General features: G+C 70.7%; 20 protein-coding genes. 7 read left to right on the top strand and 13 right to left on the bottom strand.

Going from position 1 to position 23,337, the window contains the following annotated elements:
* Positions 1–57: 57 nt before the first annotated feature.
* Together BLT23_RS27485 and BLT23_RS27480 are read left to right on the top strand one after the other, a co-directional pair.
* Positions 58–411, top strand: a complete 354-nt coding sequence (locus BLT23_RS27485) for a LysR substrate-binding domain-containing protein (RefSeq protein ID WP_245744239.1) — start codon at positions 58–60, stop codon at positions 409–411.
* A gap of 218 nt (positions 412–629) precedes the next feature.
* A complete protein-coding gene (locus BLT23_RS27480; RefSeq protein ID WP_090053973.1) occupies positions 630–1,430 on the top strand; it encodes an NAD(P)H-dependent oxidoreductase in 801 nt (266 codons plus the stop codon).
* 10 nt (positions 1,431–1,440) lie between these two features.
* On the opposite strand, the gene BLT23_RS27475 is transcribed toward BLT23_RS27480, so the two are convergent.
* Positions 1,441–2,001: a TetR/AcrR family transcriptional regulator gene (locus BLT23_RS27475; RefSeq protein WP_090053972.1), complete on the bottom strand. Its 561-nt coding sequence runs from the start codon at positions 1,999–2,001 to the stop codon at positions 1,441–1,443.
* A 49-nt stretch (positions 2,002–2,050) separates the two neighbouring features.
* Here BLT23_RS27475 and BLT23_RS27470 point away from each other — a divergent pair, with 49 nt between their 5' ends.
* Positions 2,051–3,031 (top strand): SDR family NAD(P)-dependent oxidoreductase, encoded by a 981-nt coding sequence (locus BLT23_RS27470; protein WP_090053970.1) that lies wholly within the window; start codon positions 2,051–2,053, stop codon positions 3,029–3,031.
* Here BLT23_RS27470 and BLT23_RS27465 read toward each other — a convergent pair.
* The 4 genes from BLT23_RS27465 to BLT23_RS27450 all read right to left on the bottom strand — a co-directional run bounded on the left by BLT23_RS27465 (position 2,990) and on the right by BLT23_RS27450 (position 5,499).
* Positions 2,990–4,009 carry an alpha/beta hydrolase family protein gene (locus BLT23_RS27465; RefSeq protein ID WP_090053968.1) on the bottom strand — a complete coding sequence of 340 codons (1,020 nt, stop codon included), beginning with the start codon at positions 4,007–4,009 and terminating at the stop codon, positions 2,990–2,992. The two genes, BLT23_RS27470 and BLT23_RS27465, sit on opposite strands and share 42 nt — an antisense overlap.
* A complete protein-coding gene (locus BLT23_RS27460) occupies positions 4,006–4,359 on the bottom strand; it encodes a hypothetical protein (RefSeq protein ID WP_090053966.1) in 354 nt (117 codons plus the stop codon). The genes BLT23_RS27465 and BLT23_RS27460 overlap by 4 nt, the downstream gene beginning before the upstream one ends.
* Position 4,360: 1 nt before the next feature.
* Positions 4,361–4,819, bottom strand: coding sequence for a TetR/AcrR family transcriptional regulator (locus tag BLT23_RS27455; protein WP_090053964.1), 459 nt, complete (start codon positions 4,817–4,819; stop codon positions 4,361–4,363).
* 68 nt (positions 4,820–4,887) lie between these two features.
* The gene (locus BLT23_RS27450) at positions 4,888–5,499 is read right to left on the bottom strand and encodes a TetR/AcrR family transcriptional regulator (protein WP_245744238.1); all 612 of its coding nucleotides are present in this window, start codon (positions 5,497–5,499) and stop codon (positions 4,888–4,890) included.
* Positions 5,500–5,639: 140 nt separating this feature from the next.
* Here BLT23_RS27450 and BLT23_RS27445 point away from each other — a divergent pair, with 140 nt between their 5' ends.
* On the top strand, positions 5,640–6,413 hold the full coding sequence (locus tag BLT23_RS27445; protein ID WP_090053960.1) for an SDR family NAD(P)-dependent oxidoreductase: 774 nt from the start codon (positions 5,640–5,642) through the stop codon (positions 6,411–6,413).
* Here BLT23_RS27445 and BLT23_RS27440 read toward each other — a convergent pair.
* Positions 6,401–7,402, bottom strand: a complete 1,002-nt coding sequence (locus BLT23_RS27440) for an NAD-dependent epimerase/dehydratase family protein (protein WP_090053958.1) — start codon at positions 7,400–7,402, stop codon at positions 6,401–6,403. The genes BLT23_RS27445 and BLT23_RS27440 overlap by 13 nt on opposite strands.
* Positions 7,403–7,505: 103 nt before the next feature.
* Here BLT23_RS27440 and BLT23_RS27435 point away from each other — a divergent pair, with 103 nt between their 5' ends.
* Positions 7,506–7,943, top strand: a complete 438-nt coding sequence (locus tag BLT23_RS27435; protein ID WP_090053956.1) for a MarR family winged helix-turn-helix transcriptional regulator — start codon at positions 7,506–7,508, stop codon at positions 7,941–7,943.
* A gap of 39 nt (positions 7,944–7,982) precedes the next feature.
* Here BLT23_RS27435 and BLT23_RS27430 read toward each other — a convergent pair whose 3' ends face one another.
* Both BLT23_RS27430 and BLT23_RS27425 read right to left on the bottom strand, forming a co-directional pair.
* Complete coding sequence (locus BLT23_RS27430; protein ID WP_090053954.1) at positions 7,983–8,384, bottom strand: nuclear transport factor 2-like protein; 402 nt, start codon at positions 8,382–8,384, stop codon at positions 7,983–7,985.
* A gap of 198 nt (positions 8,385–8,582) precedes the next feature.
* On the bottom strand, positions 8,583–9,335 hold the full coding sequence (locus BLT23_RS27425) for an alpha/beta fold hydrolase (RefSeq protein WP_090053952.1): 753 nt from the start codon (positions 9,333–9,335) through the stop codon (positions 8,583–8,585).
* Between the two features lie 78 nt (positions 9,336–9,413).
* Here BLT23_RS27425 and BLT23_RS41375 point away from each other — a divergent pair, with 78 nt between their 5' ends.
* Entirely contained in the window at positions 9,414–9,674 is a 261-nt protein-coding gene (locus tag BLT23_RS41375; protein WP_090053950.1) for a winged helix-turn-helix transcriptional regulator, read from the top strand.
* A 406-nt stretch (positions 9,675–10,080) separates the two neighbouring features.
* Entirely contained in the window at positions 10,081–10,998 is a 918-nt protein-coding gene (locus BLT23_RS27415) for a serine hydrolase (RefSeq protein WP_143036064.1), read from the top strand.
* Between the two features lies 1 nt (position 10,999).
* On the opposite strand, the gene fabD is transcribed toward BLT23_RS27415, so the two are convergent.
* Genes fabD through BLT23_RS27390 form a run of 5 tightly spaced genes read right to left on the bottom strand, consistent with a single transcriptional unit; the run spans position 11,000 to position 23,219 of the window.
* A complete protein-coding gene (gene fabD / locus BLT23_RS27410; RefSeq protein WP_090053946.1) occupies positions 11,000–11,845 on the bottom strand; it encodes an ACP S-malonyltransferase in 846 nt (281 codons plus the stop codon).
* A 22-nt stretch (positions 11,846–11,867) separates the two neighbouring features.
* The gene (locus BLT23_RS27405; RefSeq protein ID WP_090053944.1) at positions 11,868–13,478 is read right to left on the bottom strand and encodes an FAD-dependent monooxygenase; all 1,611 of its coding nucleotides are present in this window, start codon (positions 13,476–13,478) and stop codon (positions 11,868–11,870) included.
* Positions 13,475–17,905, bottom strand: a complete 4,431-nt coding sequence (locus BLT23_RS27400; RefSeq protein WP_090053942.1) for a beta-ketoacyl synthase N-terminal-like domain-containing protein — start codon at positions 17,903–17,905, stop codon at positions 13,475–13,477. Before BLT23_RS27400 ends, BLT23_RS27405 begins: the two co-directional genes overlap by 4 nt.
* On the bottom strand, positions 17,902–18,909 hold the full coding sequence (locus BLT23_RS27395) for an acyl carrier protein (protein ID WP_090053940.1): 1,008 nt from the start codon (positions 18,907–18,909) through the stop codon (positions 17,902–17,904). The genes BLT23_RS27400 and BLT23_RS27395 overlap by 4 nt, the downstream gene beginning before the upstream one ends.
* A complete protein-coding gene (locus tag BLT23_RS27390) occupies positions 18,906–23,219 on the bottom strand; it encodes a beta-ketoacyl synthase N-terminal-like domain-containing protein (protein WP_281248903.1) in 4,314 nt (1,437 codons plus the stop codon). Before BLT23_RS27390 ends, BLT23_RS27395 begins: the two co-directional genes overlap by 4 nt.
* Between the last annotated feature and the right edge of the window lie 118 nt (positions 23,220–23,337).

Raw genomic sequence — 23,337 nt, 5'->3', positions numbered from 1 at the left:
CCGGTTCAAACTTGAGGGCCTTCCGGCGGCGATCACGCCGCTGCCAGGTGCGGCGGCGTGATCGGCTTCTGGCACAACGCTGTTCCCGGGTTCACTCACCGGCCGGGGATGTCGGGACCCCGCGCCGGCAGGCTCGCCCGGTTCACCGCGCGGATCCGGGACCTGTCGAACGCGTACTGGCCCGAAGTGCCGCGTGTGAACAGCGTCGAGGAGAAGCTGGAACTTGTCGCCGCTGGAGCGGGGATCTGCGTCATTCCCCTGTCGACGGCGGCGTTCTACACCCGCCAGGACGTCATCGGCATCCCGGTCGAGGACATCGGACCGAACCAGGTGTGCCTGGCTTGGCTTGCGGCGCGCCGGTCATCCCTCATCGACGCCTTCGTCGATGCCGCAGCAAGCCTGGTGCCCTGATCTCGACAAGCACGCAAGTCGGCTTGCGCGAACGCACCTGGTGCCCTCGCCTGGTGCTGTCGACCACGCTCCGAACCCCGAGCCCGAACTCAGCTCACCCGGCAAGTGGCTGGATGCCACCTGTCGCGGTTCCGGCACACCCGCGACATGGACGTGCGCGCATGGGCGCGGGACGTTCGCCTATTCTGCGCGCCGCCACAGAGCGTTTGACTGGGCGTATGACCATCGTTCATCCGCCGAAGCCGGACACCGCTCTGTGGGTGTATGCGCACCCGCGCCGTGACTCGCTCAACGACCGCCTGCTGCAAGCCGGGACCAAGGCTTTGGCGCAACGGTACGAGGTGGCGGTGTCGGACCTGTACGCCCAAGGGTTCGATCCCGTGTTGTCGCAGCGTGACCTGGGGGATCTGGCGGAGCGTCCGGGGAACATCTCCGAGTTGGTGGGGGAGGTGTACGCGAGTGGCCAGCTGCCCGACGACGTGCGGGAGGAGCAGGCGAAGCTCGCGAAGGCCGAGTTGCTCGTGTTGCAGTTCCCGTTGTGGTGGTACGGGCCGCCGGCGATCTTGAAGGGGTGGTTCGACCGGGTGCTCACCAGCGGGTTCGCTTATGGCGACCTCGACGCCGAGCTGGGGGTGCCTCGCCGGTACGGCGATGGTGGGCTGGTGGGGCGCAAGGCGCTGGTGGTGGTTACCGCCGGCGAGGACGAGCGTTCTGTCGGGCCGCGTGGGATCAGCGGGGATCTCGACTCACTGCTGTTTCCGATCACTCACGGTGTGCTCTGGTATGTCGGGATCGAGACGTTGGATCTGCATGTGGTCCACGACGCCGACTCGCTGGGGGCCGAAGGGGTCGAGCGTGAGGTCGAGCGTCTGGTGAGCAGGGTCGGAGGGCTCGCTGACGAACGTCCGCGGCGGTTCCGGCGTCTGCGTGACGGGGAGTACGCGGGTACGCGTGCGCTGCGGGAGGATCTGTTGCCAGGGCGCACCGATCTGGGGATTCACCTGGCTGATCGCGACTGAGCCGGGAGTCTCACGGGTGGCGGGTCGCGTTGACCAGCATGCGTACCAGTTGTTCGACGCTGACCTGCCACTTGTCCTTTGCCAGGTGGCCGCTCAGTTCCATCCCCGCGATGCCGTGGGCGCTGGACATCAGCAAGGCGCACCAACGGGGTGCGTCGGGTTCGCCCACCACGTCCGCGATGAGGGCGAGGAAGTTTCGTTCCAGGCGGTCCGCGGCCTCGGCGGCGGCCGGTGTGCTCGCCGGGGTGCTGAACATCAGGGCGTAGCGATGTGGCTGCCGCCGGGCCATGCCGATGAACGCGAGGACGGCCTGCTCCAGCCGGGCTTGCGGGGTGGGGGCCGTGCGGGTCTGTTCGACCTCGTCTGCCAGTGAGTTCCACGCGTTGATCGCGAGCTCGGTCAGCAGGTGGTCCTTGTTCTCGAAGTGCCCGTAGGGCGCGCCGCGCGAGACACCGGCCCGGGAGCCCACCTCGCGGAGGGTCACGGCGCCGGGGCCTCCCTCGTCGAGCAGGTCGGAGGCGGCGCGGACCAGGGCTCGTCGGGTGGCCGCGGCGGTCTCGGTCCGTGTCATGCGGGCAGCTTAGTTGACAACGTCATATGAAGTGGGGACAGTTGTTCGTATGACACTGTCATATGAACTGCCCGATCTCGCGGGGCGCAGCATCGTCGTCACCGGGACCACGTCCGGTCTTGGTCTTGCTCTTTCCGGGGAGCTGGCCGCGGCCGGTGCGCGTGTGCTCATGACCGTTCGGGACGCTGAGCGTGGAGCGGTGGCTGTCGAGCAGGTCCGGGCGCGGGGGTCGGCGGAGGCTGTCCTGCTCGACCTGGCTGACCTCGGCTCGGTGCGCGCTGCTGCCGCGGACATCCGGGAACGCACTGGTGATCGGGTTGACGTGCTCATCAACAACGCCGCGGTGTCGCTGGGGCCGCATGAGCGGACGCGTGACGGGTTCGAGCTGCAGATCGGGACCAACCACCTGGGGCCGGCCGCGTTGACGTGGTTGCTGATGCCGGCGCTGCGGGCGGCGGGAAGTCCCGAACGGCCTTCGCGGGTGGTGACGACGTCCAGCCTGGGGCATCGCACTGGCGGGCTCGATCTCACCGATCTGCACTGGGAGCGGCGGCGGTACTCGCCCACGCGGGCCTACGGGGCCTCGAAGGTGGCGAACCTGTTGTTCGCCGCGGAGCTCGACCGGCGGTTGCGGCTCGCCGGTGACCCGGTGCTGTCCGTCGCCGCGCATCCGGGGCTGACGTCGTCGGAGCTGTTGAACAACGCCCTCGCCCGTCGCAACACGTGGAGGGCGCGCCTGCTCGTGGGGCCGGACCGGTTCCTCTCCCAGCCGGTCGCCACCGGTATCCGGCCGCAGCTGCTCGCCGCGACCGGGCCGGTGTCCGGTGGCAGCTATCTGGGGCCCACCGGGCCCTTCGAGATCCGTGGTCCGGCCGGGCCTGCCCGCCGCTCGGCGACGGCGCAGGACCCGGTGCTCGCTCGTGCTCTGTGGGAGATCACGGCTTCTGCCACCGGAGTCGCGCCGGACCCCGGCGGGCAGGCGGGGGCGTCACCAGCGCAAGGCGCTGAGATGCCTGGTCAGGACCGGTGAGAACGTTCCGTCGGCCGTGGTCATCGCGTGGCCCGCATCGGGCAGGACGACGCGGTGGCGCACGACGGCGGCGAGCTGGTCGGTGGTGTGACAGGGCACCTGGGGGTCCAGGGCGCCGCAGGTCAGCAGCACGGGCATCGGGCGCAGGCGGCGTGCGACGTCGGGCGGGTGGACGGCGTCGATGGACGTGATGAACTTCCGGCTCGGTCCCGCCAATGCCTGGAACAGCGCGGCGAGCGCGGGTGGCATGGCGGTCGTGTCGACGGGCCGGTCGGCTCGCAGGTCGGCCACGGCGGTGTCGATCGCGCGGTCCAGGGCTTGGGCTTCCGCCTCGGTCATCGCTCCCGACTCGACCAGTTGCCCGGTCTGGTCGTGCAGCTGCATGGCCAGCACGTCCAGCATTCGCAACGCGAGCGGTTGCAACATGATCAGCGCGGCGGCTCGCCGGTGGTGAGGAGCGTCCGCGGCGAGCATCAGCGCCGTCAGCGCTCCTTCGCTGTGACCGGCGAGTGCCACCCGGCCCGGAGCTACTTCCCTTCGGCCGTGCAGGAAATCGCGGGCGGCCGCGGCTTGCCGGACGAACGCCGGGTGGTCGAGCTCGTGGGGACGTTCCGCCCACGCGCCCAGTCCCGTGCGGCCGGTGCCGTACTTGTCGAACCGGAGGGTCACGACCCGGTCGTCGCCGAGCACGCCGGCCAGGTCGCGGATGGTGTTCGGCGTGAACGCCGGAGGCTGGTTGCCGTCACGGTCGGTGGGGCCGCTGCCGGGCAGCAGAAGGGCCGCGGGTAACCGTTCGCCGCGGCGACGGGCCGGGACGTGCAGCGTGCCGTAGGTGGTCGTGCCGTCGACGACGAAGGAGACTTCTTCGTCCTGTGCGGGCAGCCAAGCCCTCGTGTCGTGGTGGGGAGCGGCGGTGGCGATTCCGGCTATCGCTGTGGAGATGAGCGCTGCCAGGGCCAATGCCGCTTTGACGGTCATCGGCTGGTCGCCTCTTCGATCATGGCCACCACGGCGCGCGGGTCGTCCACCTCGACCACCAGGCGGGTGTAGTCCTCGTCGGCCAGTTCCACGACCACGGCGTTCTGCGCGTTGCGCACCGCCCAGAAGACCTTCTCGCCCTCGCGGTGGAACGTGCCCGCGGTGATCACCTTGGGCACGTGCGTGCCCGGTGCCCGGATTCCCTTCGGCTCACCCACGATTCCCGGGTCCACCGTGGCTCCCCGCACGTTCGCCAGCGGGATGGTCAGCTGGCTCTTCAACGCCCACAGCTTGTCGAGCCCTTGCATCTCCACCATCAGGTCGGTGCCTTGCACGCTGACGACCGCCATGTCAGCTCTCCTTTTCTGACGCCGTTTCCGGCAGCTTCTGTCCGGTTGGGACGGTGAGGGCACCGCGGTTGCGTAGCCATCTGCCCAGCAGTGCCTCCGTGACTCCCGGATCGCCGGTCGCCTCGTCGAGCTCGGTGAAGACCGTCGACACCAGTTCGGCGACCTCGGGGTCGTCCGGCGCCCGGTCGACCGCGGCGAGCAGCAGCAGGTCCCAGGCCGGTGTCCGGTCCGAGCGCGCTGCCTGAGCCAGGTGCGGGCGCACGTCGTGATCCACGTGCCGGCGCAACGCGGTCAGGTACAAGCCGCGCTTGCTGCCGAACACGCCGTAGAGGCTGTTGCGGTGCACCCCGAGCCGGGTCACCAGGTCGTCGATCGAGACGCCGTCGTAGGAGCGGCCGGCGAACAGCTCCGCCGCAGCCTCCACGACCTCGTCCACGTCGAAAGACCGTCGTCGTCCCATGACGTCGACGCTAGCGTTTTTAGGAACGATCAGTCAAGAACGAGCGTTCCTAAATATGAGGCGCGGGTTCAGGAGGTCGTGGAGTACCGGGCGGCGGTGGTGCGGACGGCCTCGTCGACCACCTGGGCGGCGCGTTCGGCGCTCACTTCCCAGCCCGGCACCAGAAGTGCGGGCCAGAAGACGTAGTTGGAGATCATGCCGAGGAACTGGGTGGCCGCGAGGTCCGCGTCGTCGACCCGGATCGTCCCCGCGTCCTGTTCGGACAGCAGGTAGTCGCGCACGGACTCGAAGTAGGGCAGTTTCCCTTGGGAGAACTGGGCGTTGGCGAGTTCGGGGAACCGTGGCAGCTCGGCGATGACGATCCGGAACAGGTCGGTCATCTGGGCGCGGCTCAGCAGCTCGGCGTAGCGGCGGCCGATGGTGGTGAGGCCGCCGGTGATGTCGCCGGGAGGGGGCGGGGCCTCTTCGGCGGCGGCCGACCACGACTCGGTGACCATCGCGTCGAACAGGGCGGCCTTCGTCGGGAACTGCTTGAACAGGGTGGCTCGCGACACGCCCGAGCGTTCCGCGATCCGGGCCAGCGACGTCCGGTCGTAGCCCAGTTCGAGGAACAGCTCGGTCGCGGCCGCCAGGATCAGCGCCCGCTTCTCCCGGGCGATGCGCTGGTGATACGTCGTCACGACCCCGAGCATACGAGGTGAGTCACTTGACTCACCATTGCCGCCGACCTACTGTCGTGAGTGGTGAGTCGAGTGGCTCACCACTGGTCGCTCGTCGATGACGACCCCGGCCAGTCGCTCACGCATCGGAGGAACAGCTGATGCTTCGCTTCGACGGCCGGACCGTGCTCGTGACCGGTGGGGCCGGTGGCCAGGGGTCGAGCCACGTCCGCGCCTACCACGCGGAGGGGGCGAACGTGGTGATCGGCGGCATCGACGCCGGACGCGGCACCGCTCTCGCCGACGAGCTCGGCGACCGCGCTCGCTTCGTCTCCCTCGACGTCACCGACGAGAGCTCGTGGTCCGCCGCTGTGCAGGACACCGAGAGCGCCTTCGGCGGGCTGAACGTGCTTGTCAACAACGCGGGCGTGCAGAACCCGCCGGCGCTGATCGAGGAGACGGACCACGCCACGTGGTCGCGCATCCTCGACGTCAACCTCACCGGGACCTTCCTCGGCATCAAGGTCGCCGCCCCCGCCCTGCGCCGCGCGGGAGGGGGTGCCATCGTCAACATCGCCTCGGTGATGGGCGTGGGTGGCACCGCGCACTACGCGCCGTACGTCGCCAGCAAGTGGGCCGTGCGGGGGCTGACCCGGACGGCGGCGCTCGAGCTCGGACGGGACAACATCCGTGTGAACACCATCCATCCCGGCGTGATCGCGACCCCCTTCATCCAGGAGCCGGCGGCGGGAGCTACCGCGGCGATCGCCGACTTCTACTCGCCCGAGCCGTTCGCCGTCCCGCGGCTCGGCGAGCCGGTCGACGTCACCCGGCTCCTCCTGTTCCTCACGTCGTCGGACGCCTCGTTCGTCACGGGGTCGGAGTACGTCATCGACGGCGGGCTGCTCCTCGGGCCCGCGCTTCAGGCCGCGTGAGGGCGGCGTCCGGCGGGTGACCTCATCTCGGCCAGACCCTTCTCCAGGGTCACGTCCGGCGAGTAACCGAGCTCGGTCCGCGCGGCGGTGATGTCGTAGGAACGGTCGCGGCCGGTCCAGCTCACGAGCCAGTTCGTCAGCGGCGGTGCGGTCTTCCGGCGCAGCAGGCGTGCGGTGCGGTCCATCATCGCCGCCATCGGGGCCGCGATCGTCATGGGAACGCTGCGGCTCTTGGACAGGTCCACGCCGCGCGTGGCGAGCAACGGGGTCAGGAAGTCGCGGATGGGCATCGGGGTGCCGTCGGTGACGTAGTAGACGCCGCCGTGACGGCCTCGCGTGAGCGCGAGGAGGATCGAGCTGACCAGGTTCTCGACGTGGACGAAGTCGACGGTGTGCCTGCCGTCGTCGATCCAGGAGAACCGTCCGGCCTCGGCGACCTTCGTGAGCTCGTCGAGGGTCGCCATGCCTCGGCCCCAGATGAACGGTGGCCGGAGCACCACCAGTTCGGTCTCCCCGCCGCGGGCCTCGAGCAGGGCGCGCTCGGTGGCCAGCTTGACCCGGCTGTAGGCGATGTTCGCCTTCCCTTCCGGCGTCGACTCGTCCACGACGGGACGGCGCTGGCTGCCCGTGGAGACGGACGCGGCGCTGACGAGCACGAACCGCCGCACACCGGCGGCGACGCTCGCCTCGTGCAGGGCCACGGTCGGCACGTGGTTGGCCTGCTCGAAGAGGGCGTCCGGTCCCCAGAACTCCATGTGGGCCGCGACGTGCACGACCGCGTCGACCTCCCGCAGCCTCGCGTGCCACGGCCGGTCGGTCCTGCCGAGGTCGGCGAGGTCGCCGGGGACCGGGTCGCCCCCGGCCGCGCGGACGCGCTGGATGCTCGAACCCGACCTGGCCAGCGCCAGAACCTCGTGTCCTTCGGCGACGAGCCGGTGGACGAGCGCACTGCCGACGAAACCGCTGCCGCCGGTGACGAAGATCTTCATGCTTCCACTCCCACAGTTCGCATCGACATCGAATAGTTTGGCATCGATGTATCTACGTCTATGTAACCTGCCGTAGGATGGGGCGTCAAGCGGGAGGTGGCGGATGTCCGGCGCGAAGGAGCGCGTGACCGCGGCGAGGGTGGCCGACGAGTTCAGCCGTGCGGCGAAGGTCCTCGTGCGTCATTTCAACGAACGCCTGGGCGAGCACGGCGTCTCGACGCCGCGGTCCCGCCTGGTGGTCGAGGTGGCGCGGTCGCAACCGGTGCGCGTCACCGAGCTGGCCCTCGCGGTGGGCATCACCCAGGGAACCGCGTCGTCGCTCGTCGACGCGCTCGTCCGCGACGGGCTGCTCGAACGCCAGGCCAGCGCGGAGGACCGCCGGTCCGTGTTCCTCCGGGTGACCCCGCAGGGCGCCGCGCTGGCCCAGGAGTGGACGGCGGGCTACGAGCTGGCGGCGGAGGAGCTTTTCAGCCCGCTCACCGCGGAACAACTGTCCACTTTGGTCGAGATCCTGGAGGTTCTCAGCGCGGGCGAGGAGTGACCGCCGGCGCTCCCGCCAGGAGATCCCAGGTTTGCGATATCAGCTGCGGAACCTCCCGGCGGCTTTCAGGACCCTGTCGTAGGGTTCGCGCTGGCTGTGGTCGCCGAACTCGTTGATGCGCACGATCAGCCCGTCCCGCACCTCGACCAGGAGGCACCGCGGGATGCGGACCGGTGTGCCGTCGGGCAGTTCGCCTTCGAGCGTGGCGGCCAGCGTGAAGCCGTCCGGGCTCACCTGCATCGCCCACACGGTGTCGCGGTGGCCGCGGACGACCTCGGAGGCCGCGCTCACCATGCGGATCATGACGTCCGCCAGCTCCCGGCCGGGTACGGACATCTCGCTTTCGTAGTTGTGCCAGACCACGACGGTGTCGCCGAAGAGGTCACCGAAGTCCGGGTCGATGCTCTCGCACGAGTACGTGAGCCGAAAGCGTTCTGCCACAACGTCAACGGTGGTTTTCATCCACCCAGTGGATCATCGGAACGGGACTGCGCGAAGGTTTTTTGCCTGGGTGGCAAAGTCGCCGGCATCGCGAGGACGGCCAGCAGGTGGGTGAGGTCCTGCCAAGGGCAGGACCTCACCCACGTCCCCCCATCTGCTCTGGCCGACGCCTTCGCCGCCGCGTCGGACGCCTGAGCGTCAGCCCGCCGCCGTGACGCCGGGTGTGACCGCGACTGCCGCGTCGAGCAGGGCGGCCAGTTCGGTCGGCGCCGAGAGCATCGGCCAATGTCCCGTGGGCAGGTCGAAACGCCGCCACGGCGGCTGGTTCAGGGCGGCGAGCTGCGGCACCCCGGCGTCCAGCAGTGCCGTGAAGTCGTGGCAGGCGATCAGGACGCGGTCCACTCCGGAGCCGGGGTCGACCGGGCCGGTGAGACGTTCGGTGTAGGTGCCGAACGGGTGCGGGGTGGCCCGCGCTGCGAGCCGCTCCAGTTCGGGCTCGCCGAGTCCGTCGAGGCTGCCGGACAGGCCGAGGACGTCGATCGGCGGCATGGCCAGCCGCCAGCCGTCCCCGACCTGCTGCCGCAGCTGATCGGCCGCCCCCGGTGCCAGGAGGTCGAGCATGCACATGCCGTCGAAGAACGGGGCGCTGTCGACGTAGACCACGCGTTCCAGCCGGTCGCCGAGGCGTCCCGCGGCGCCGGTGACCGGAGCGGCGGCGTAGCTGTGGGCCACCAAGGTGACGTCATGCAGGTCCTGCTGCTCGACCAGTGCGGTGATGTCGGCGATGTGGGTGCTCAGATCCGTCCGAGGCCCGCCCTGTCCGGCGCGCTCGGCCAGGCCCGTCAGTGTCACCGCCACCGCGGTGTGGCCGCGCTCCCGCAGAGCGCGTGCCGTCTCGTCCCAAGCCCATGCCCCGAGCCAGGCGCCGGGAACCAGTGCGAACGTAGCCATGTGATCTCCCTGAATGCGGTGTGATCCCGACCGTAAGCTCCATTCAGGACACAATCCGCCCTGAATGATGGGTGACCCGTGTCGCATCGCCTCACCCGTGTGCTGACGCTGCTGGAGCTCCTCCAGTCCCACGCCCGGCTCACCGGAACCGACCTGGCCGAACGCCTGGGCACCGACGTCCGCACGGTGACCGGGTACAGCTGCGCGAGCAGTTCCGGCAGCGCGCTGGGGTCGAACTTCGAGCGCAGGCCGGAAATCTCGGCGGAGTCCGGGCGGTGGGCACCTCCGCCGGTGGCGATCCCGTTGAGGACACCTCCGCACAGCGCGTTCATGAAGTAGTTGCCTTCGACCTCGTAGAGCCGGGAACCTGTCGGCTCGGTGACCGCGGCCTGGTTCGTGTAGCCGGAATCGGAGACGCCGTGGTTGTAGACCGCGATGAATCCCTTGCCGGGAAAGGCGCCAATGCGTACTGATCCGCTGATTGTGCCCACACCAGTGGGAACGATCAGACCCCCTGTGGTCCGGGGCCTCCAATCCGTTGACGAGGACGACGGTATGCGGCCCGGCGGCACTCGGATGTCGGGTGTTCACCTGACATGTCCCGCGCTTCCTCCGGACGGCCGTGTGGGTCTTGAGTGGAACGCGGCGCAGACACGCGCGTCCATGAAAGGGGAGGCGGGGGACGGCTGCTGTTGTGTGCCCGCGTCTGGAACAGGCACCGGATTTTCACGACGGGACAACGGTCATGCGAGACGTTGCGGGCTTCGCCACGCAGAAATTGCCGACGGACATGACGACAGTGCCGTTGCGGGTGCGGCGGAGGCGGAACAGGTGGGTCATCCCCTCGGCGCTGGTGATGGTGCTGCTGGTAGTCATCGTGGTGGCGATCCGGCAGATCGGCGCGGAGGACTGGCGGACCGGCTGCACCGAGTTCACGCCTGCTCCGGAAGAGGCGCCCGGCTTGCAGGACGCCCGCACGGCGTTGCTGGACGTGGGCCACGATCCGGTGCTGTCCATGGAGATCCTGGACCTCGACACGTGCGTGACCGCCTTGTCGTGGAAGAACGAGCTCGCGCATCCCACGGCGTCGGTGGTGAAGTTGCTCATCGCGTTGGACCTGCTGCAAAGGACACCGTCGAACTCCGAGGCGGTGCGGAACGACGTCACCGCGATGCTGTCTCGCAGCGATGACGCGGTGGCGAGCCGGTTGTGGCAGGAGGCAGGGGGACCGGCGATCGTCACGCGTCAGGCCCAGGCGCTCGGTCTGACCCACACCCGGCCGCCCGCCGCCGCGGGCCGGTGGGGGAGCACGATGATGTCGGCCTCGGACGTCTCCCGCGTGTACCGGCACATCGCCGGTTCGCTCGATGCGGAAGACCGGGCCTTGCTGACGTCGGCGATGGGGGAGGCGCCGCGCACCGCGGCCGACGGGTTCGACCAGCACTTCGGCGTTCCCGATGGTGTGCCGGGTGCGACGTGGGCGGTCAAGCAGGGCTGGGGCAGCGCGGACGGGCGGCGGGTGCTCCACAGCACCGGGTTCGTGAAGCTCGGCCACGTCTACGCGGTGACGCTGCTGAGCTCGTGGCGCCAGGACGTGGACCTGGCGGCGGCCAGTGCCGCGCTGACCAAGGCCGCCGGCGCCGTGCGTGCCGCGATGAGCTGAGTCAGGCGGCCAGGACGGCGCCGACCATCGGGGTGAGGACCTTCTTGGGGCCCGCCTCGATCCAGCCGGTCTCCCCGCGCCCGGCCAGCAGCCGCACGCTCTGCACCCACCTGACCGGGCCGGAGATCTGCTCGCCCAGGTCCAGGCCGAGCCGGTCGGCGGTGTGGAGCCTCCCGGTGCTGTTGCTGACGACCGGGATGCGCGGCGCCCGCAGGACCGCCCGGTCCAGCACGCGGGCGAACTCCGCCTTGGCGCTCGCCATCAGCGGGGAGTGGAAGGCGCCGCTGACGTTCAGCGGCACGTAGGACCGGGCGCCCGCGTCGAGGAAGTGCTGCCGGGCTGCCCTCACCTGCTCGGAGGAGCCGGAAAGCACGGTCTGGTCCGGTGTGTTGTACCCGGCGGCCCAGAGCCCGCCGCCGCTCCAGCTCGCGAGGGCGTCGTGCACCGCGTCCGCGTCGAGCCCGATGACCGCGGCCATACCGCCCCCGGCGGCGTCGGCCATCAGCTCACCGCGCCGTGCCACCAAGGCGAGTCCGCTGGCGAAGTCGAAGACGCCCGCGACGTGCAGCGCACAGTACTCACCGAGGCTGTGGCCGAGGAGCGCCGACGGTTCGACTCCGCACTCGCGCCGGAGGCGCAGGTAGGTCAGCACGTTCACGACGTACAGCGCGGGCTGGGCGTACCTCGTGGACGCCAGTCTGCCGTGCTCGTCGTGCAGGCACAGGTCCCTGACCGAGTAGCCGAGCACCTCGTCCGCCTGGGCGAGGTGCTCGGGGAACTCGTCGAGCACGTCCCGGCCCATGCCGGGGAACTGCGAGCCCTGGCCCGTGAACATGATCACCGGCATGGTGTCCCCCTTCGGTCGGCGGTCACGCGAACAGGCGGTCGAGGTAAGAGTCCAGTGTGGACAGAGACGATCCGTCCGCGACCGCGCCGACGAAGCCGTCCGGACGGACGACCACGACGTCTCCCGGCAGGAGACCGAGGCGCTCCCGGCACCGCCCTGCGATGTCGACCAAAGCGTGCGGTCCTTCCGGCATCCCGTACCGCTGGCGGGCCGAAATCCGTTCGTGCACGGTGAAAACGCGCACCGCGTCGTCTCCCAGGCGCTCCCGGTACCTCTCCAGCGTCCGGCCGGGCGACGACCCGCCACCCGCGAACGCGAGGACGACGTGCCGCCGCACGCCCAGTTCCTGCAACAGGTCGAACGGGCCGGACGGCGAAGTCAGTGAGCAGGAGGGCATGCGTCGGCCCGCGACGACACCGGACCGCGTGACGGACCCGGCCAGTGCCGGGTAGGTCACGGCGAACTGGCTCAGCTTCGCGATCTCCTCGGCGTGGTAGGCGGGTTCGTGCAGCCGCTCGTTCTGGCTGCGCAACCGCCGCCGCTCCTGCTCGTCGCGGCCGAAGACGCGTGCGCTCAGCATGTTGTTGTAGTCGAACAACGCCTGCGCCACCGGGAACCGTTCCGCGTGGTAGCTCTCCAGCAGGGAGTCGCCCGCCTTGGCGCGCAACACGAGCGCGATTTTCCAGGCGAGGTCCGTCGCGTCCTGGATGCCGGTGTTCAGGCCCTGTGCGCCGATCGGGCTCTGCACGTGCGCGGCGTCACCGGACAGGAAGATCCCCTGGTGCCGGAAGCGTTCCGCGATGAACTGGCGCGGGTTGAACCGGCTGATCCAGTACGGGTCGCCCAACGCCACGGCGTCGAGCTTGAGCGTCTTCAGCAGCTCGGTGAACCGGCGCAGCACGAACTCCTCGTCCACCTCCTGCGAGGCGACCCGGCACGTGGAGACGAGCCGGAACACCCGGCCGTCGATCGGCAGCACGGCGAGGAACGTGCCCTCGTCGAGCCAGAACTGGTGCCGTTCCTCCGGTTCGTGCGGGAAGCCGCTCATCACGATGTCGGCCATGATGAACGTCTCGTCCTGCTCGGCGCCGTCGAAGACCGCGCCGACGATCTCGCGGACCCGGCTGCGGCCGCCGTCCGCGCCGACGACGAACCGCGCGGTGACCGTGGAGGTCCGGCCGTCCGTGTCGCGCAGGTGGCAGCGGTGCGCGTCGCCCTCGACCTCGATGTCGACGAGCGCCCGGCCGCGTTCGACGGTGAGGCCCCGACCGGCCGCCGCCCGGTCCAGGATGCCCGTGGTGGCGCTCTGGCTGATCTGCAGCAGGCCGAGGTAGTCGCCTTCGAGCTGACCGAGGTCCGCCACGCCGATGAGGCCGCCGTCCTGCCCGTGGTGGTTGATCCGGCGGGACATGATGCCGTCGCGCAGGCACTCCTCGGCGACGCCGAGCATGTGGAAGCACTCCAGCGTGCGCGGCGTGAGTGTCATGGCCTTGCTCATCGGTGACCAGTGGCCGGACTTGTCGATCACCCGCACCCGCACGTCGTTGTCGGCGAGCGCGCAGGCGAGCGTCAGGCCGACCGGGCCCGCGCCGACCACCAGCACCTCGACCTCGGCCGTGTCCTCTGTCGTCATTTCAGAACCTCGCGAATGATGTCGAGCAGTTCGAGCTGCCGCTGGTCGGGGTGCAGGAAGAAGTGGTCGCCCGCCAGGGCGTGGAAGTCGAACCCGGCGGTGGTGCGGTGGCGCCAGGCGCGCATCTCGTCCTCGGTCACGCGGTCGTCCCGCACGCCGTGCACGGCGGTGACCGGGATGTCGAGCAGGCCGGCATCGGCGGGCCGGAAGCTGCCGACGAGACGGATGTCGTTGGCCAGGACCGGAAGCATGAGCCGCAGGAACTCGGTGTCCACGTCCTGTGGTGTGGGCAGGCGCAGGAGTTTCGCGAGCGCGTGGAGCGCTTTCGCGTCCAACGCCTCGATGACTTCGGTGCTCGGCACTCCGTCGTACCCCGCGGCTGCGAGTGCGCGGGAGCAGTCGCGGTAGAACGGGTTCTCCGACGTGCCCGGGCTGCTGAACGCACCGGCGACGAGGTGCCGCACGACGGTGACGCCGTCCCGCCGAAGCCGCAGTGCCAGCAGGTAGCCGATGAGGGCGCCCGCGCTGTGACCGTAGATCACGACGGGCTTGTCACAGGCCGCGGCGACTTCCGGCGCGAGAGCGTCCACGACGTCGTACACGTTGGGCAGCAACGGTTCCCTGATGCGCTCACCACGGCCGGGAAGCGCCACGGGACACACGTCCACGTCGTCGCCGAGCAGTCCTTGCCACCGCTGGAACAGGAGCGTGCTGCCGCCGCCGTAAGGGAGGCAGAGCAGCCGGACCGCGGCCTTTCCGGCGCGAGGCTTCAGGTAGCCGGTGGAAGCTCGCTCTCGTTTCACGGCAACGCCGTTGCGCCCGTGGAGCAGCCGTGCCGCCAGGTCGGCGACGGAGATCCCGGCGACGACGTCACCGAGCTGCACCCGTCCATCCGGATCGAGCGGGCGCAGGGCCCGGTGCAGGGTGGTGGCCTGCAACGAGTCGACGCCGAGCGCGGTCGTCGAGTCGCGCGGTCCGATGCTGTCCGGCGGTGCGCCGGTCAGCGCGGCCAGCAGGCGCCGCACGGCACCTTCGACGGCGGGCCGGTCGCCTGCGGCGGCGGCAGCCAGTTCGCCGGGGGTGACGCCCAGCTCGGCGCTCACCGGGCCCGCGGCGGCCAGCACCGACGTGACGCCTCCCTCGACGACGCGCATGGTGGCGGTGGCGCACTGAAGCACCACCGCACGGTCCGCATCGTAGACCACGACGCGTCCGGAGAGGCCGTCGCCGTCGGCCCGCACGTCATCGAGGTGCAGCTCGGACGCCACGGCAGGTGCTCCCGCGTGCACGACCAGGCCCTGCAACCGTTCCACCATCAGCGCGGCGGACCGGTTTGAAGGAGGCAGCGCGGCGTGGAAGAGCTGCGCGCACGCGTCCAGCAGCCCGGGAGCGACACGGGTGACCGCTTCCTCAGTGACGATACGGTGGCCGGCGGCAACACTTGCCCAAGTCCTGGTGCCGTCGCGGAAAACATCTCCGACAGCGCGCACGCTCGGTCCGAGCGGCATACCGCGAGCTTCCATGTCGGCGTAGAACTCGGCACCGGAGCACACACGTTCGCCAGTCGTCGAACGAGCGGAGACCGGCCGCAGCACCGGGTCGGCACTGAGTTCGCCGTGCACGTGTTGCTGCCATTGGTTGTTCGCCGCGTCGGTGAGCGAGTGGAAGGCGAACGTCGTTCGGGCGCCAGGAAACCCGTCGAACACGAGCCGGATCGTGCGGGGCGCGTCCGGCACCACGAGCGCGGCGCTGAACCGCATGTCGGTCACCTCGAACGTGCGGTCCGGCGCCACGGTCCTGAGTCCCCGCAGCAGCATCTCGACGAAGTAGCCGATGTGCACGACGTGGTGGGTGTCGGCGAGGTCCAGCTCAGCGGGGTCGAGCTCGAAGCCGACCTCGACCGCGCCACCGGGGGACAGGTGCCGCACCGGTTGCAGGGCGGGCGCGACGACCGGACGTGGTGCGGTGACCTCGAAGGCGTGCGCGGTCTCGTCGAGAGGGCTCGTGGGCACGCTGGTCCGGCGCACTGCGGTGTGTTCGTAGAGGGGACGCCAGTCGAGGTCGAACCCCAGCTCGTACAGGCGCACCAGCCGGAGCAGGAGGGCGTGCCGCGGGTCGTCGGTGTCCTCGGACCCGCCGATGACGCCGAGCACCGGTTCGAGGAGCTGCCGGTCGCCGTCGCCGATCGTCATGCCCAGGTGCACGTCGTGCTCCACGCACAGCCGCGCGGCGGCGGCGAGATCGGCACGGGCCGTGGTGGCTGAGGCCCAGTACGCCGGGTCGGCGAACTGCCGCGGTCCGGCGAATCCGCCGTCGCGTGGGCAGATCACGGCCGCGTCGACGGACCGGCCGGGTGTGCCGGGAAGTGCCCGCGGCCCGCTGAGCGGCACGGTCCCGTCCGGGCCCACCCCGGCACCCTCGGCCAGCAGGCTCAGCTCGGTGACGGCCTCACCAGGGGTGCGGGCGCCGGTCTCGACGGCGACGGCGAAGCACCCGATGCCCTCGGCCGCCCAGATCGCGGGCTGGACGCCGAACGCCCGCCACAGCCGCACGGTGCCGCACAGCAGCGCGAGGTGCAGTGCCGCGCACTCCGCCGCGTCCTCGGGATGGGCGTCCGAGTCGAGCCAGCGGGTCAATGCCGGTGCGCCCGTCGCGGACCAGGCCGCGCCGATCCGGTCGAACCCGTCGCGGAAGGGCGAGAACAGGCCGTACCACCGGCGGGTGTGCCGGCCGCGGTCCGCCGCCCCCACGAAGAAGCCGAGCTTGGCCGTGTCCGACTGGAAGAGGCGCGACGGGGTCACGAGCGGTGCGGCGGCGAGCCGGGCCCGCAGCGCGCGCACGACCTGGTCGCGTGACTCGCCGAGCAGGTACGTGCGGAACGGGCCGTGGTCCCTGCCGACGGCGAGGGTGAAGCCGATGTCAGCCAGATCGGCGTCGCTGTCCGCCAAGAAGTCGGCCACGTGGTTCATCCTGGCGGTCAGCGCGGCGGCCGACCGGGCCGACAGCAGCACCGGCTGTGTACTCAGCCGCTGTCCCGTCCGCGTCGTCTCCTCCGGCGGGGCGGCGGACAGGATCGCGTGCCCGTTCGTGCCGCTGAAGCCGAAGGAGCTCACGGCACCGACCGGCCGCGCGGACGTCAGCCGTGTCTCCGCCGCCGGTGGCCGCAGCCCGAGCCGGTCGAAGTCGAGGGCCGGGTTGGGGTTCCCGGCGACGGGCTGGGCCGGGACGAAGCCGTTGCGCAGCACCAGGACGAGCTTGATGAGCGACGCGATGCCCGACGCGGCTTCGAGGTGCCCGATCTGGGCCTTCGCGGAGCCGACGACGAGCGGCCGGTCCGCGGGGCGGTCGCGGCCGTAGACCTCGCTCACAGCCGACATCTCGATGGGGTCGCCCAGCCGGGTGCCCGTGCCGTGGGCCTCCAGGTAGTCGACGTCGGAGGCCCGCAGGTCCGACCGCCGCAGCGTCTGCTCGATCAACGCCCGTTGCGCGCGCCCGTTCGGCACCGTCAGCCCGCTGCACGAACCGTCGTGGTTGATCGAGGTGGCACGGACCACGGCCAGCACGTCGTCGCGGTCGCGCACCGCGTCGCTCCAGCGCTTCAGGACCACCGCGCCGCCGCCCTCGCCGCGGCCGTAACCCTCGCCCTCCGCGGCGAACGGCCGGCACCGCCCGTCGGCGGACAGCGCGCCGAAGCCGGACAGCACGGTGAAGATCGACGGGTCGAGCAGCAGGTTCACCCCGCCCACCACGGCCACGTCGCAGTCCCCGGAGCGGATGCCCTCGCACGCCAGGTGCAACGCCACCAGCGAGGAGGAGCACGCGGTGTCGACGGCCACGGCGGGACCGGAGAAGTCGAACGTGTGGCTGATCCGGCCGGCCACCACGCTGTTGAGCGAGCCCGTGGCGACGTACGAGCCCGGCTCGGCCGACTGGCGGGCCAGCGCGCCGTACTCGCCGCCGATCACGCCGAAGTACACCCCGACCCGGCCCTCCACATGCCGCGGCCGGTACCCCGCGCGTTCCAGCGCCTGGGCCGTGAGCTTCAACGCCAGCCGTTGCGTCGGGTCCATGTCCCGCGCTTCCTTGGGCGAGACGCTGAAGGCACGCGGGTCGAACAGGGTGACGTCGTTGTCGAGGAAGTTCGCGCGGGCGTTCCGCGCCGCGCGCGGGTGCTGCTCGAAGTAGCGGCGGTAGACGTCCGCCACCCACTCACCGGCAGGCTGGTCCCGCGAGCACTCGCGGCCGGAGCGCAGCAGCGACCAGTACTCCTCGGGTGTGGTGACACCACCCGGAAGTTCGCACGACATGCCGACGATCGCGATAGGGTCGGGCTCCGCTTGGTTCAGCTCGCGGATCGTGTCGAGCGACTTCCGCAGCAACGCCTTGAGCGTGCGGATCTCGTGGTCGGCGTCCAGGTAGCCGGTCATGAAGTCGCCTCGACGAGCGCGCGTTCCAGGTCGTGAACGGACAACCGGTCGATGTCGTCCTGGCTGAGGGTGTGCAGCAGCGCGGGCTGCGGCGCAGGTCTTGGACCCGCCAGCTCCTGAGCCAGGTAGGAGGCGAACCCGGCGATCGTCGGGTGGTCGAACGCCGACGTCTCGCCGGGCTCGAACCCGGTGTCCTCGACGATGGCCTGACGCACCTGGCCGAGGTGGATGGACGACATGCCCAGGTCGAAGAACCCGAGGTCGGTGCGCGGCAGCTCGCCCTCGGGGTAGCCGAGCAGCGGGGCGATCCGGCCTTGCAGGTAGCCGCTCAACCGGCGCACGCGCAACGCGACCGGCAGTCCGGCCAGCTCGGCGGCGAACCCGTCGTCCGGAGGTGCGGCAGGCTGGGGTGGTTGTACCGCAACGGCTTCCCGTGGTGGTTGGATGACTTCCTGCGGTGCAACGGCTTCCTGGGGTGCAGGCCGGGGCCAGTGGCGGCGCCGGTTCAACGGGGTCGGTGGCAGGTAGACCGGCCGCACCCCGGCGAGAGCGGGGTAGACGGGTCGCCAGTCGATCGGGAACCCGGCCGACCACAGCTTAGCGAGCTGCTCGTGCCGTGCGTTCGCGGCGAGTGCCAGCAGGTACTCCCGATCCTCTGCCTCGCCAGTGAAAACGTTGTGCCGCACGACGTTCGCGTACAGCCCCTGTGGTGCCAGGAACTGGGGCTCGGAGGCGTTCTCGGTGAAGGCGGTGAGCCGGTCGGCCGCCTCCTGCACCGTCGCCGCGGTGAACGCGAGCCGGTGCGTCGCACTGCGCCGGAAGTTCAGGAGCGTCACGGCGACCGCCGGCAGCGTCGTCGCGTGGGCGAACAGGCGGCGCTCCGGCCGCGATCCGCCGGAGAGGAAGGCCGCCAGGTCGTGCGCGTGCGCGGCGAGCGACTCCTCGCTGCCCGCCGAGATCGTTAGGACGTAACGGGCTGGGCTCGTCGGCGCTCCGGTGCTCATCCGCGGTACTCCTCCATGACGAGGTGGACGTTTGTGCCGCCCGCGCCGATCGAGGTGACCCCGGCGAGCAGCGGGACGCCGCCGCGTGCGGGTCTCCAGTCCTCCAGGCGTTGCTGCACGTAGACGGGCGAGCTCGCGAAGTCGATCGCGGGGTTCGTCCGCTCGGAGTGCAGCAACGACGGCACGAGGGTGCGGTGCTGCATCTGCAGGACCACCTTGGCGACCTGGGCCACGCCCGCCGCCGCCTCGCCGTGCCCGATGTTGGACTTCACCGAGCCGATGGCGCAGTACTGCCCGCGCTGCGAGCCGAACGCCGCCGTGAGACCGGCGACCTCGATCGGGTCGCCCAGCGCGGTGCCGGTGCCGTGCGCCTCGACGTAGCTGATCGCACCGGGGTCGACGGCGGCCTGGCGCAGGGCCCGTTCGATCGCCCGCGCCTGCGCGGCCGGGCTGGGGACGGTGAACCCGGTGGTCCTGCCGCCGTGGCTGAGAGCGCTCCCTCTGATGACGCCGTGGATGCGGTCGCCGTCGCGTTCGGCGGCGGTCAGCGGTTTGAGCAGGAAGCTGCCGACGGTCTCGGCGGGGACGTAGCCGTCGCCGCCCGCGCCGAACGCCCGGCACCGGCCGTCGGAGGACAGGAACCGGTAGCGCGCCATCATCTGGAACTTCGACGGGTGCAGCGTCAGGTTCACCCCGCCCGCGAGCGCCAGCTGGCACTCGCCGCGGCGCAGGCTCTCGCAGGCCACGTGGAGGGCGTAGAGCGACGACGAGCACGCGGTGTCCAGCGTGAGGCTGGGACCGCGCAGGTCGAACGTGAATGACACCCGGTTGGAGATGGCGTAGGTCTGCGAGTTGAGGACGCCGTGCCCGGCCAGGTCGGCTTCGTGCTGGAGCAGCTGGTAGTTGTTGAAGCTGGCACCGGCGAACACGCCGACCTCGTTGTCGTGCTCGGCGCTCAGCCGTTCCCGCGAGTAGCCCGCGACTTCGAGGCACGCGTGCGCGGACTCCAGGAACAGCCGCTCCTGCGGGTCCATGAACTCGGCGTCGGCCGGCGCGATGCCGAACGCCGCCGCGTCGAACAGGTCGACGTCGGACAGGAACCCGCCCCACCGGGCGTACACCTTGCCGGGGACGCCTCGGCGGGGGTCGAAGTAGCGGTCGTGGTCCCACCGGTCGCGCGGGATCTCGGTGATCGCGTCGCCGCCGTCGCACAGCAGGGACCAGAACTCGGCGAGCGAGTCGGCGCCGGGGAACCTGGCGTCGAGGCCGATGATCGCGATGGGCTCGGCGGCGCCGGGCGCGGTCTCGGCCCGGCGCGGCGCCGGTGCGAGGGCCACGGGCTGGTCCCGTTGTGGCGCGGGGGTCTCGGGTCGTTCCTGTCGCGGTGCGGCGGGCTGGCCGGTGAAGTAGGTGGTGACGGCCGGTCCGTGGTCGCGGAGCACGCGGTCGGCGAGCGAACGGATGTCGCGGCACTCGAAGAAGAGCGTGGCGGAGACGTCACCGAAGCGCTTGTGCAGCTCGCCGTTGAGCGAGTGGATGATCAGCGAGTCGATGCCGAGGTCGGCGAACGGGGTCTCCGCCTGCACGAGCGGGAGCGGGTTCTTGGTGCCCTCGCTGACGAGCTCGCGCAACAGGTTCCGCAGGTCGTCGAGCTGGTCGGTGGAGGGGTCCGCCGGTCGCCCGGTCACCGGCGGCTGAGCGGCGGGTGCCTGGCGTTCGTGCACCTCGTGCCAGTGCTCGTGCGCGTCGAACGAGTAGCCGGGCAGCCCGGGAACGCGGCGGGTCCCGAGCTGGGAACCGGCCCAGTCGACCGGGCAACCCGCGTACCAGAGCTGGATCAGGCCGTCGGCGAACGAGTCCGGTGTGGACGGATCGACCCGCACCGCACCCGGTTCGGTACCACCGATGACGGCCAGACAAGTCGTGTCGAGGCTGGGAAAGTCTTCGGCGGTTGCGGGAAGCGTGACGTGAAGTCTGCGGTAGCGTTCTTCGGTCCGGTGCCGCAGCAAGGGCAGATCGGTGAGCGCCGAGGAGCGGACGTCGCGGTGGTCGCGGGCCTGCGCGGCGATCGCCACGGGGTCGGCCTCACCGGTGAGGAGGTCCAGTGCGGTCGCGGGCGAGATGATGCCGCGACGGACGAGGCCCGCCAGCTCGTGCGTGCCCGCGTCGAGCCACCGGGCGGGCGTCAGGCCCCAGGCGTCGTCGATCTCCGCCTGCGCCACGTCGATCGCGAGGGCGAGCATCGCCCGGTGCCCCGGCGTCAGCGACTCGGCTTCGACGTCGAACGCGTGCACGGTCTCGATCAGGTCGAAGCCGTGAGCCCGGACCGGATTCACCCAGCCGCTCAGCGCACGCGTGAAGGTGTGCTGGTGCCCGAGCAGCCCGGCCGCCCGCGCCGCGTAGCTCGCGACCGCCTCCACCGAACGGGCGCAGCTGCCGGACAACTCGGTCAGGTAGTCGGCCGTGAACTCGTTGGGGAGAAACAGCTTTCCGCCGATATGCACGGCGGCGGCCGGTGGCGCCGTCGCGACGAGAACGCCGTTCGCAAGCGCGTCGGCGGCGTCGGCGACCGATGCCATACCTGTGTGCACCATCGCGGCAGCGGCACCATCGGCGCAGAGCGCGACCAGTTCGGCCGCGTGCACCTTGCGTTCGGCCAGCGCTCGCAACACCGCGAGGCGCGCGACGAACTGTTCCCGTGCGGGGCTCGCACTGGCTTCCGCCAGCACAGCCGTGGCGTCGAAGGCGTCTGCGCTCAGCACGACGGTGAGGTCGGGGGAGGACTCGCTGTGCCGGATCTCCGCACGGCCGAGCGCCGCGACGAGTTCTTCGGCGCGGGCCGCGAAACGGTGGGGCAGCGAGGAGTCCCGTTGGTTCGACGCACGGCAGAGGTCGGCGAGGGTCTCCGGCGACGCGGGCCGCACGTGCTCCGCCCACTCGCCGAGCGCCCGCCGCAGTGCGGCAGGTGTCTTGGCCGCGAGGGTGAACACCGGCGGGCCGGCGGGTGCGGGTTCCTGCTGGTGTTCGCTCGGCAGGTGTTCCGCCACGATGGCGTGGCAGTTGACGCCGCCGAAACCGAACGAGCTGATGCCCGCCGTCCGCGGCCCGTCACCCGGCCACGGCACGGCCTCGGCGGGGAACTCGATCCGGTCCGCCGTGTCCTCGATGAGCGGGTTCACCCGCTCGATGCCGAGCGTGGGCGCGATCGTCCCGTTCCGCAGCATGAGCAGGACCTTGATCAGCCCGGCCATGCCCGCGCCGGCCTCGACGTGGCCGATGTTGGTCTTGACCGAGCCGACCGCCAGCGGCGCCGCCCGGTCGTGCCGGGCGTAGGCGACGTCGAGCGCCTCCACCTCGATCGGGTCGCCCAGGCTGGTGCCGGTGCCGTGGGCCTCCACGTACGACACCTCGGACGGGTCGACCCGTGCGTCGGCCAGCGCGCGCCGGATGACGTCGACCTGGGCGGGCACGCTCGGCGCGGTGATGTTCCGGTTGTGCCCGTTGTGGTTCGTGGCGATGCCCTTGAGGACGCCGTAGACGTGGCAGCCGAGCCGTTCGGCGTTCGCCAGGGTGGTCAGCAGCACCACACCGGCACCCTCGCCGGGCACGTAGCCGTTGGCCCTGGAGTCGAAGGTGAAGCACCGGCCGTCCGGGCTCAGCATCCGGGACTGGGTGAACGCGAGGTACCGCCACGGCGAGGACACCAGGTTCACCCCGCCGACGAGGGCGAAGTCGCAGTCCTCGTGCAGCAGGTCCTGGCGGCCGTGGCTGAGCGCCACCAGCGAGGACGAACAGGCGGTGTCGACGGCGCGGCTGGGCCCGTTGAGGCCGAGGAAGTACGAGATGCGGTTGGCGGCTACGCAGTGGTAGTTGCCGATCGGGTCGAACACGTCGACGGGCTTGTCAGCGGCCGTCGACCTGAGCAGGTAGTCGTGCACGGACAGGGCGATGTTCACCGACGTCCGCGAGCCGCGCAGCAGCTCGGGCGGCAGGCCGGAGTCCTCCAGGCAGTGCCAGGCTTCCTCCAGCAGGATCCGGTGCTGCGGGTCGAGCGCGACCGCCTCCCGCGGGGAGACGTTGAAGAACGCGTGGTCGAAGTCGCGGGAGCCGCTCAGGGCGCCGATCCACTTGCTGTTGACCCGTCCGCTCCCGGCACCGCCGGGCGAATAGAAGTCCGCCGCGCTCCAGTGGTCGGGGCCGACTTCGGTTATCCCGGACCGGCCGTTCGCGAGATTCTCCCAGAACGCGCCCGCGTGCGTGGCCCCGGGAAATCTGCATGCCATGCCGACAATAGCGATGTCTTGGCGCAAGATTCAGCCCCCAGGTGAATGTCCTCGACCACGCCCGCGACAGCCGCTCCCACTGTGTGCCCAGAGCGGTGCTGCGCGGTAAAACCCCTGGCAGTGACCTTGTCGCGGAGTTCGGAAC

It is taken from the genome of Lentzea fradiae (genome assembly GCF_900100955.1).
GTDB lineage: Bacteria > Actinomycetota > Actinomycetes > Mycobacteriales > Pseudonocardiaceae > Lentzea > Lentzea fradiae.
This window is presented reverse-complemented; position numbering and strand designations above follow the sequence as displayed.

Excerpts from the sequence above, each read along its gene's own strand:
- BLT23_RS27470 (WP_090053970.1), top strand. The coding sequence starts at position 2,051 with ATGACACTGTCATATGAACTGCCCGATCTCGCGGGGCGCAGCATCGTC.
- BLT23_RS27435 (WP_090053956.1), top strand. The coding sequence starts at position 7,506 with ATGTCCGGCGCGAAGGAGCGCGTGACCGCGGCGAGGGTGGCCGACGAG.
- fabD (WP_090053946.1), bottom strand. The coding sequence starts at position 11,845 with ATGCCGGTGATCATGTTCACGGGCCAGGGCTCGCAGTTCCCCGGCATG.
- BLT23_RS27405 (WP_090053944.1), bottom strand. The coding sequence starts at position 13,478 with ATGACGACAGAGGACACGGCCGAGGTCGAGGTGCTGGTGGTCGGCGCG.
- BLT23_RS27455 (WP_090053964.1), bottom strand. The coding sequence starts at position 4,819 with ATGGGACGACGACGGTCTTTCGACGTGGACGAGGTCGTGGAGGCTGCG.
- BLT23_RS27415 (WP_143036064.1), top strand. The coding sequence starts at position 10,081 with ATGCGAGACGTTGCGGGCTTCGCCACGCAGAAATTGCCGACGGACATG.
- BLT23_RS27400 (WP_090053942.1), bottom strand. The coding sequence starts at position 17,905 with ATGACCGGCTACCTGGACGCCGACCACGAGATCCGCACGCTCAAGGCG.
- BLT23_RS27425 (WP_090053952.1), bottom strand. The coding sequence starts at position 9,335 with ATGGCTACGTTCGCACTGGTTCCCGGCGCCTGGCTCGGGGCATGGGCT.
- BLT23_RS27445 (WP_090053960.1), top strand. The coding sequence starts at position 5,640 with ATGCTTCGCTTCGACGGCCGGACCGTGCTCGTGACCGGTGGGGCCGGT.
- BLT23_RS27475 (WP_090053972.1), bottom strand. The coding sequence starts at position 2,001 with ATGACACGGACCGAGACCGCCGCGGCCACCCGACGAGCCCTGGTCCGC.
- BLT23_RS27395 (WP_090053940.1), bottom strand. The coding sequence starts at position 18,909 with ATGAGCACCGGAGCGCCGACGAGCCCAGCCCGTTACGTCCTAACGATC.
- BLT23_RS27460 (WP_090053966.1), bottom strand. The coding sequence starts at position 4,359 with ATGGCGGTCGTCAGCGTGCAAGGCACCGACCTGATGGTGGAGATGCAA.
- BLT23_RS27465 (WP_090053968.1), bottom strand. The coding sequence starts at position 4,009 with ATGACCGTCAAAGCGGCATTGGCCCTGGCAGCGCTCATCTCCACAGCG.
- BLT23_RS27480 (WP_090053973.1), top strand. The coding sequence starts at position 630 with ATGACCATCGTTCATCCGCCGAAGCCGGACACCGCTCTGTGGGTGTAT.
- BLT23_RS27440 (WP_090053958.1), bottom strand. The coding sequence starts at position 7,402 with ATGAAGATCTTCGTCACCGGCGGCAGCGGTTTCGTCGGCAGTGCGCTC.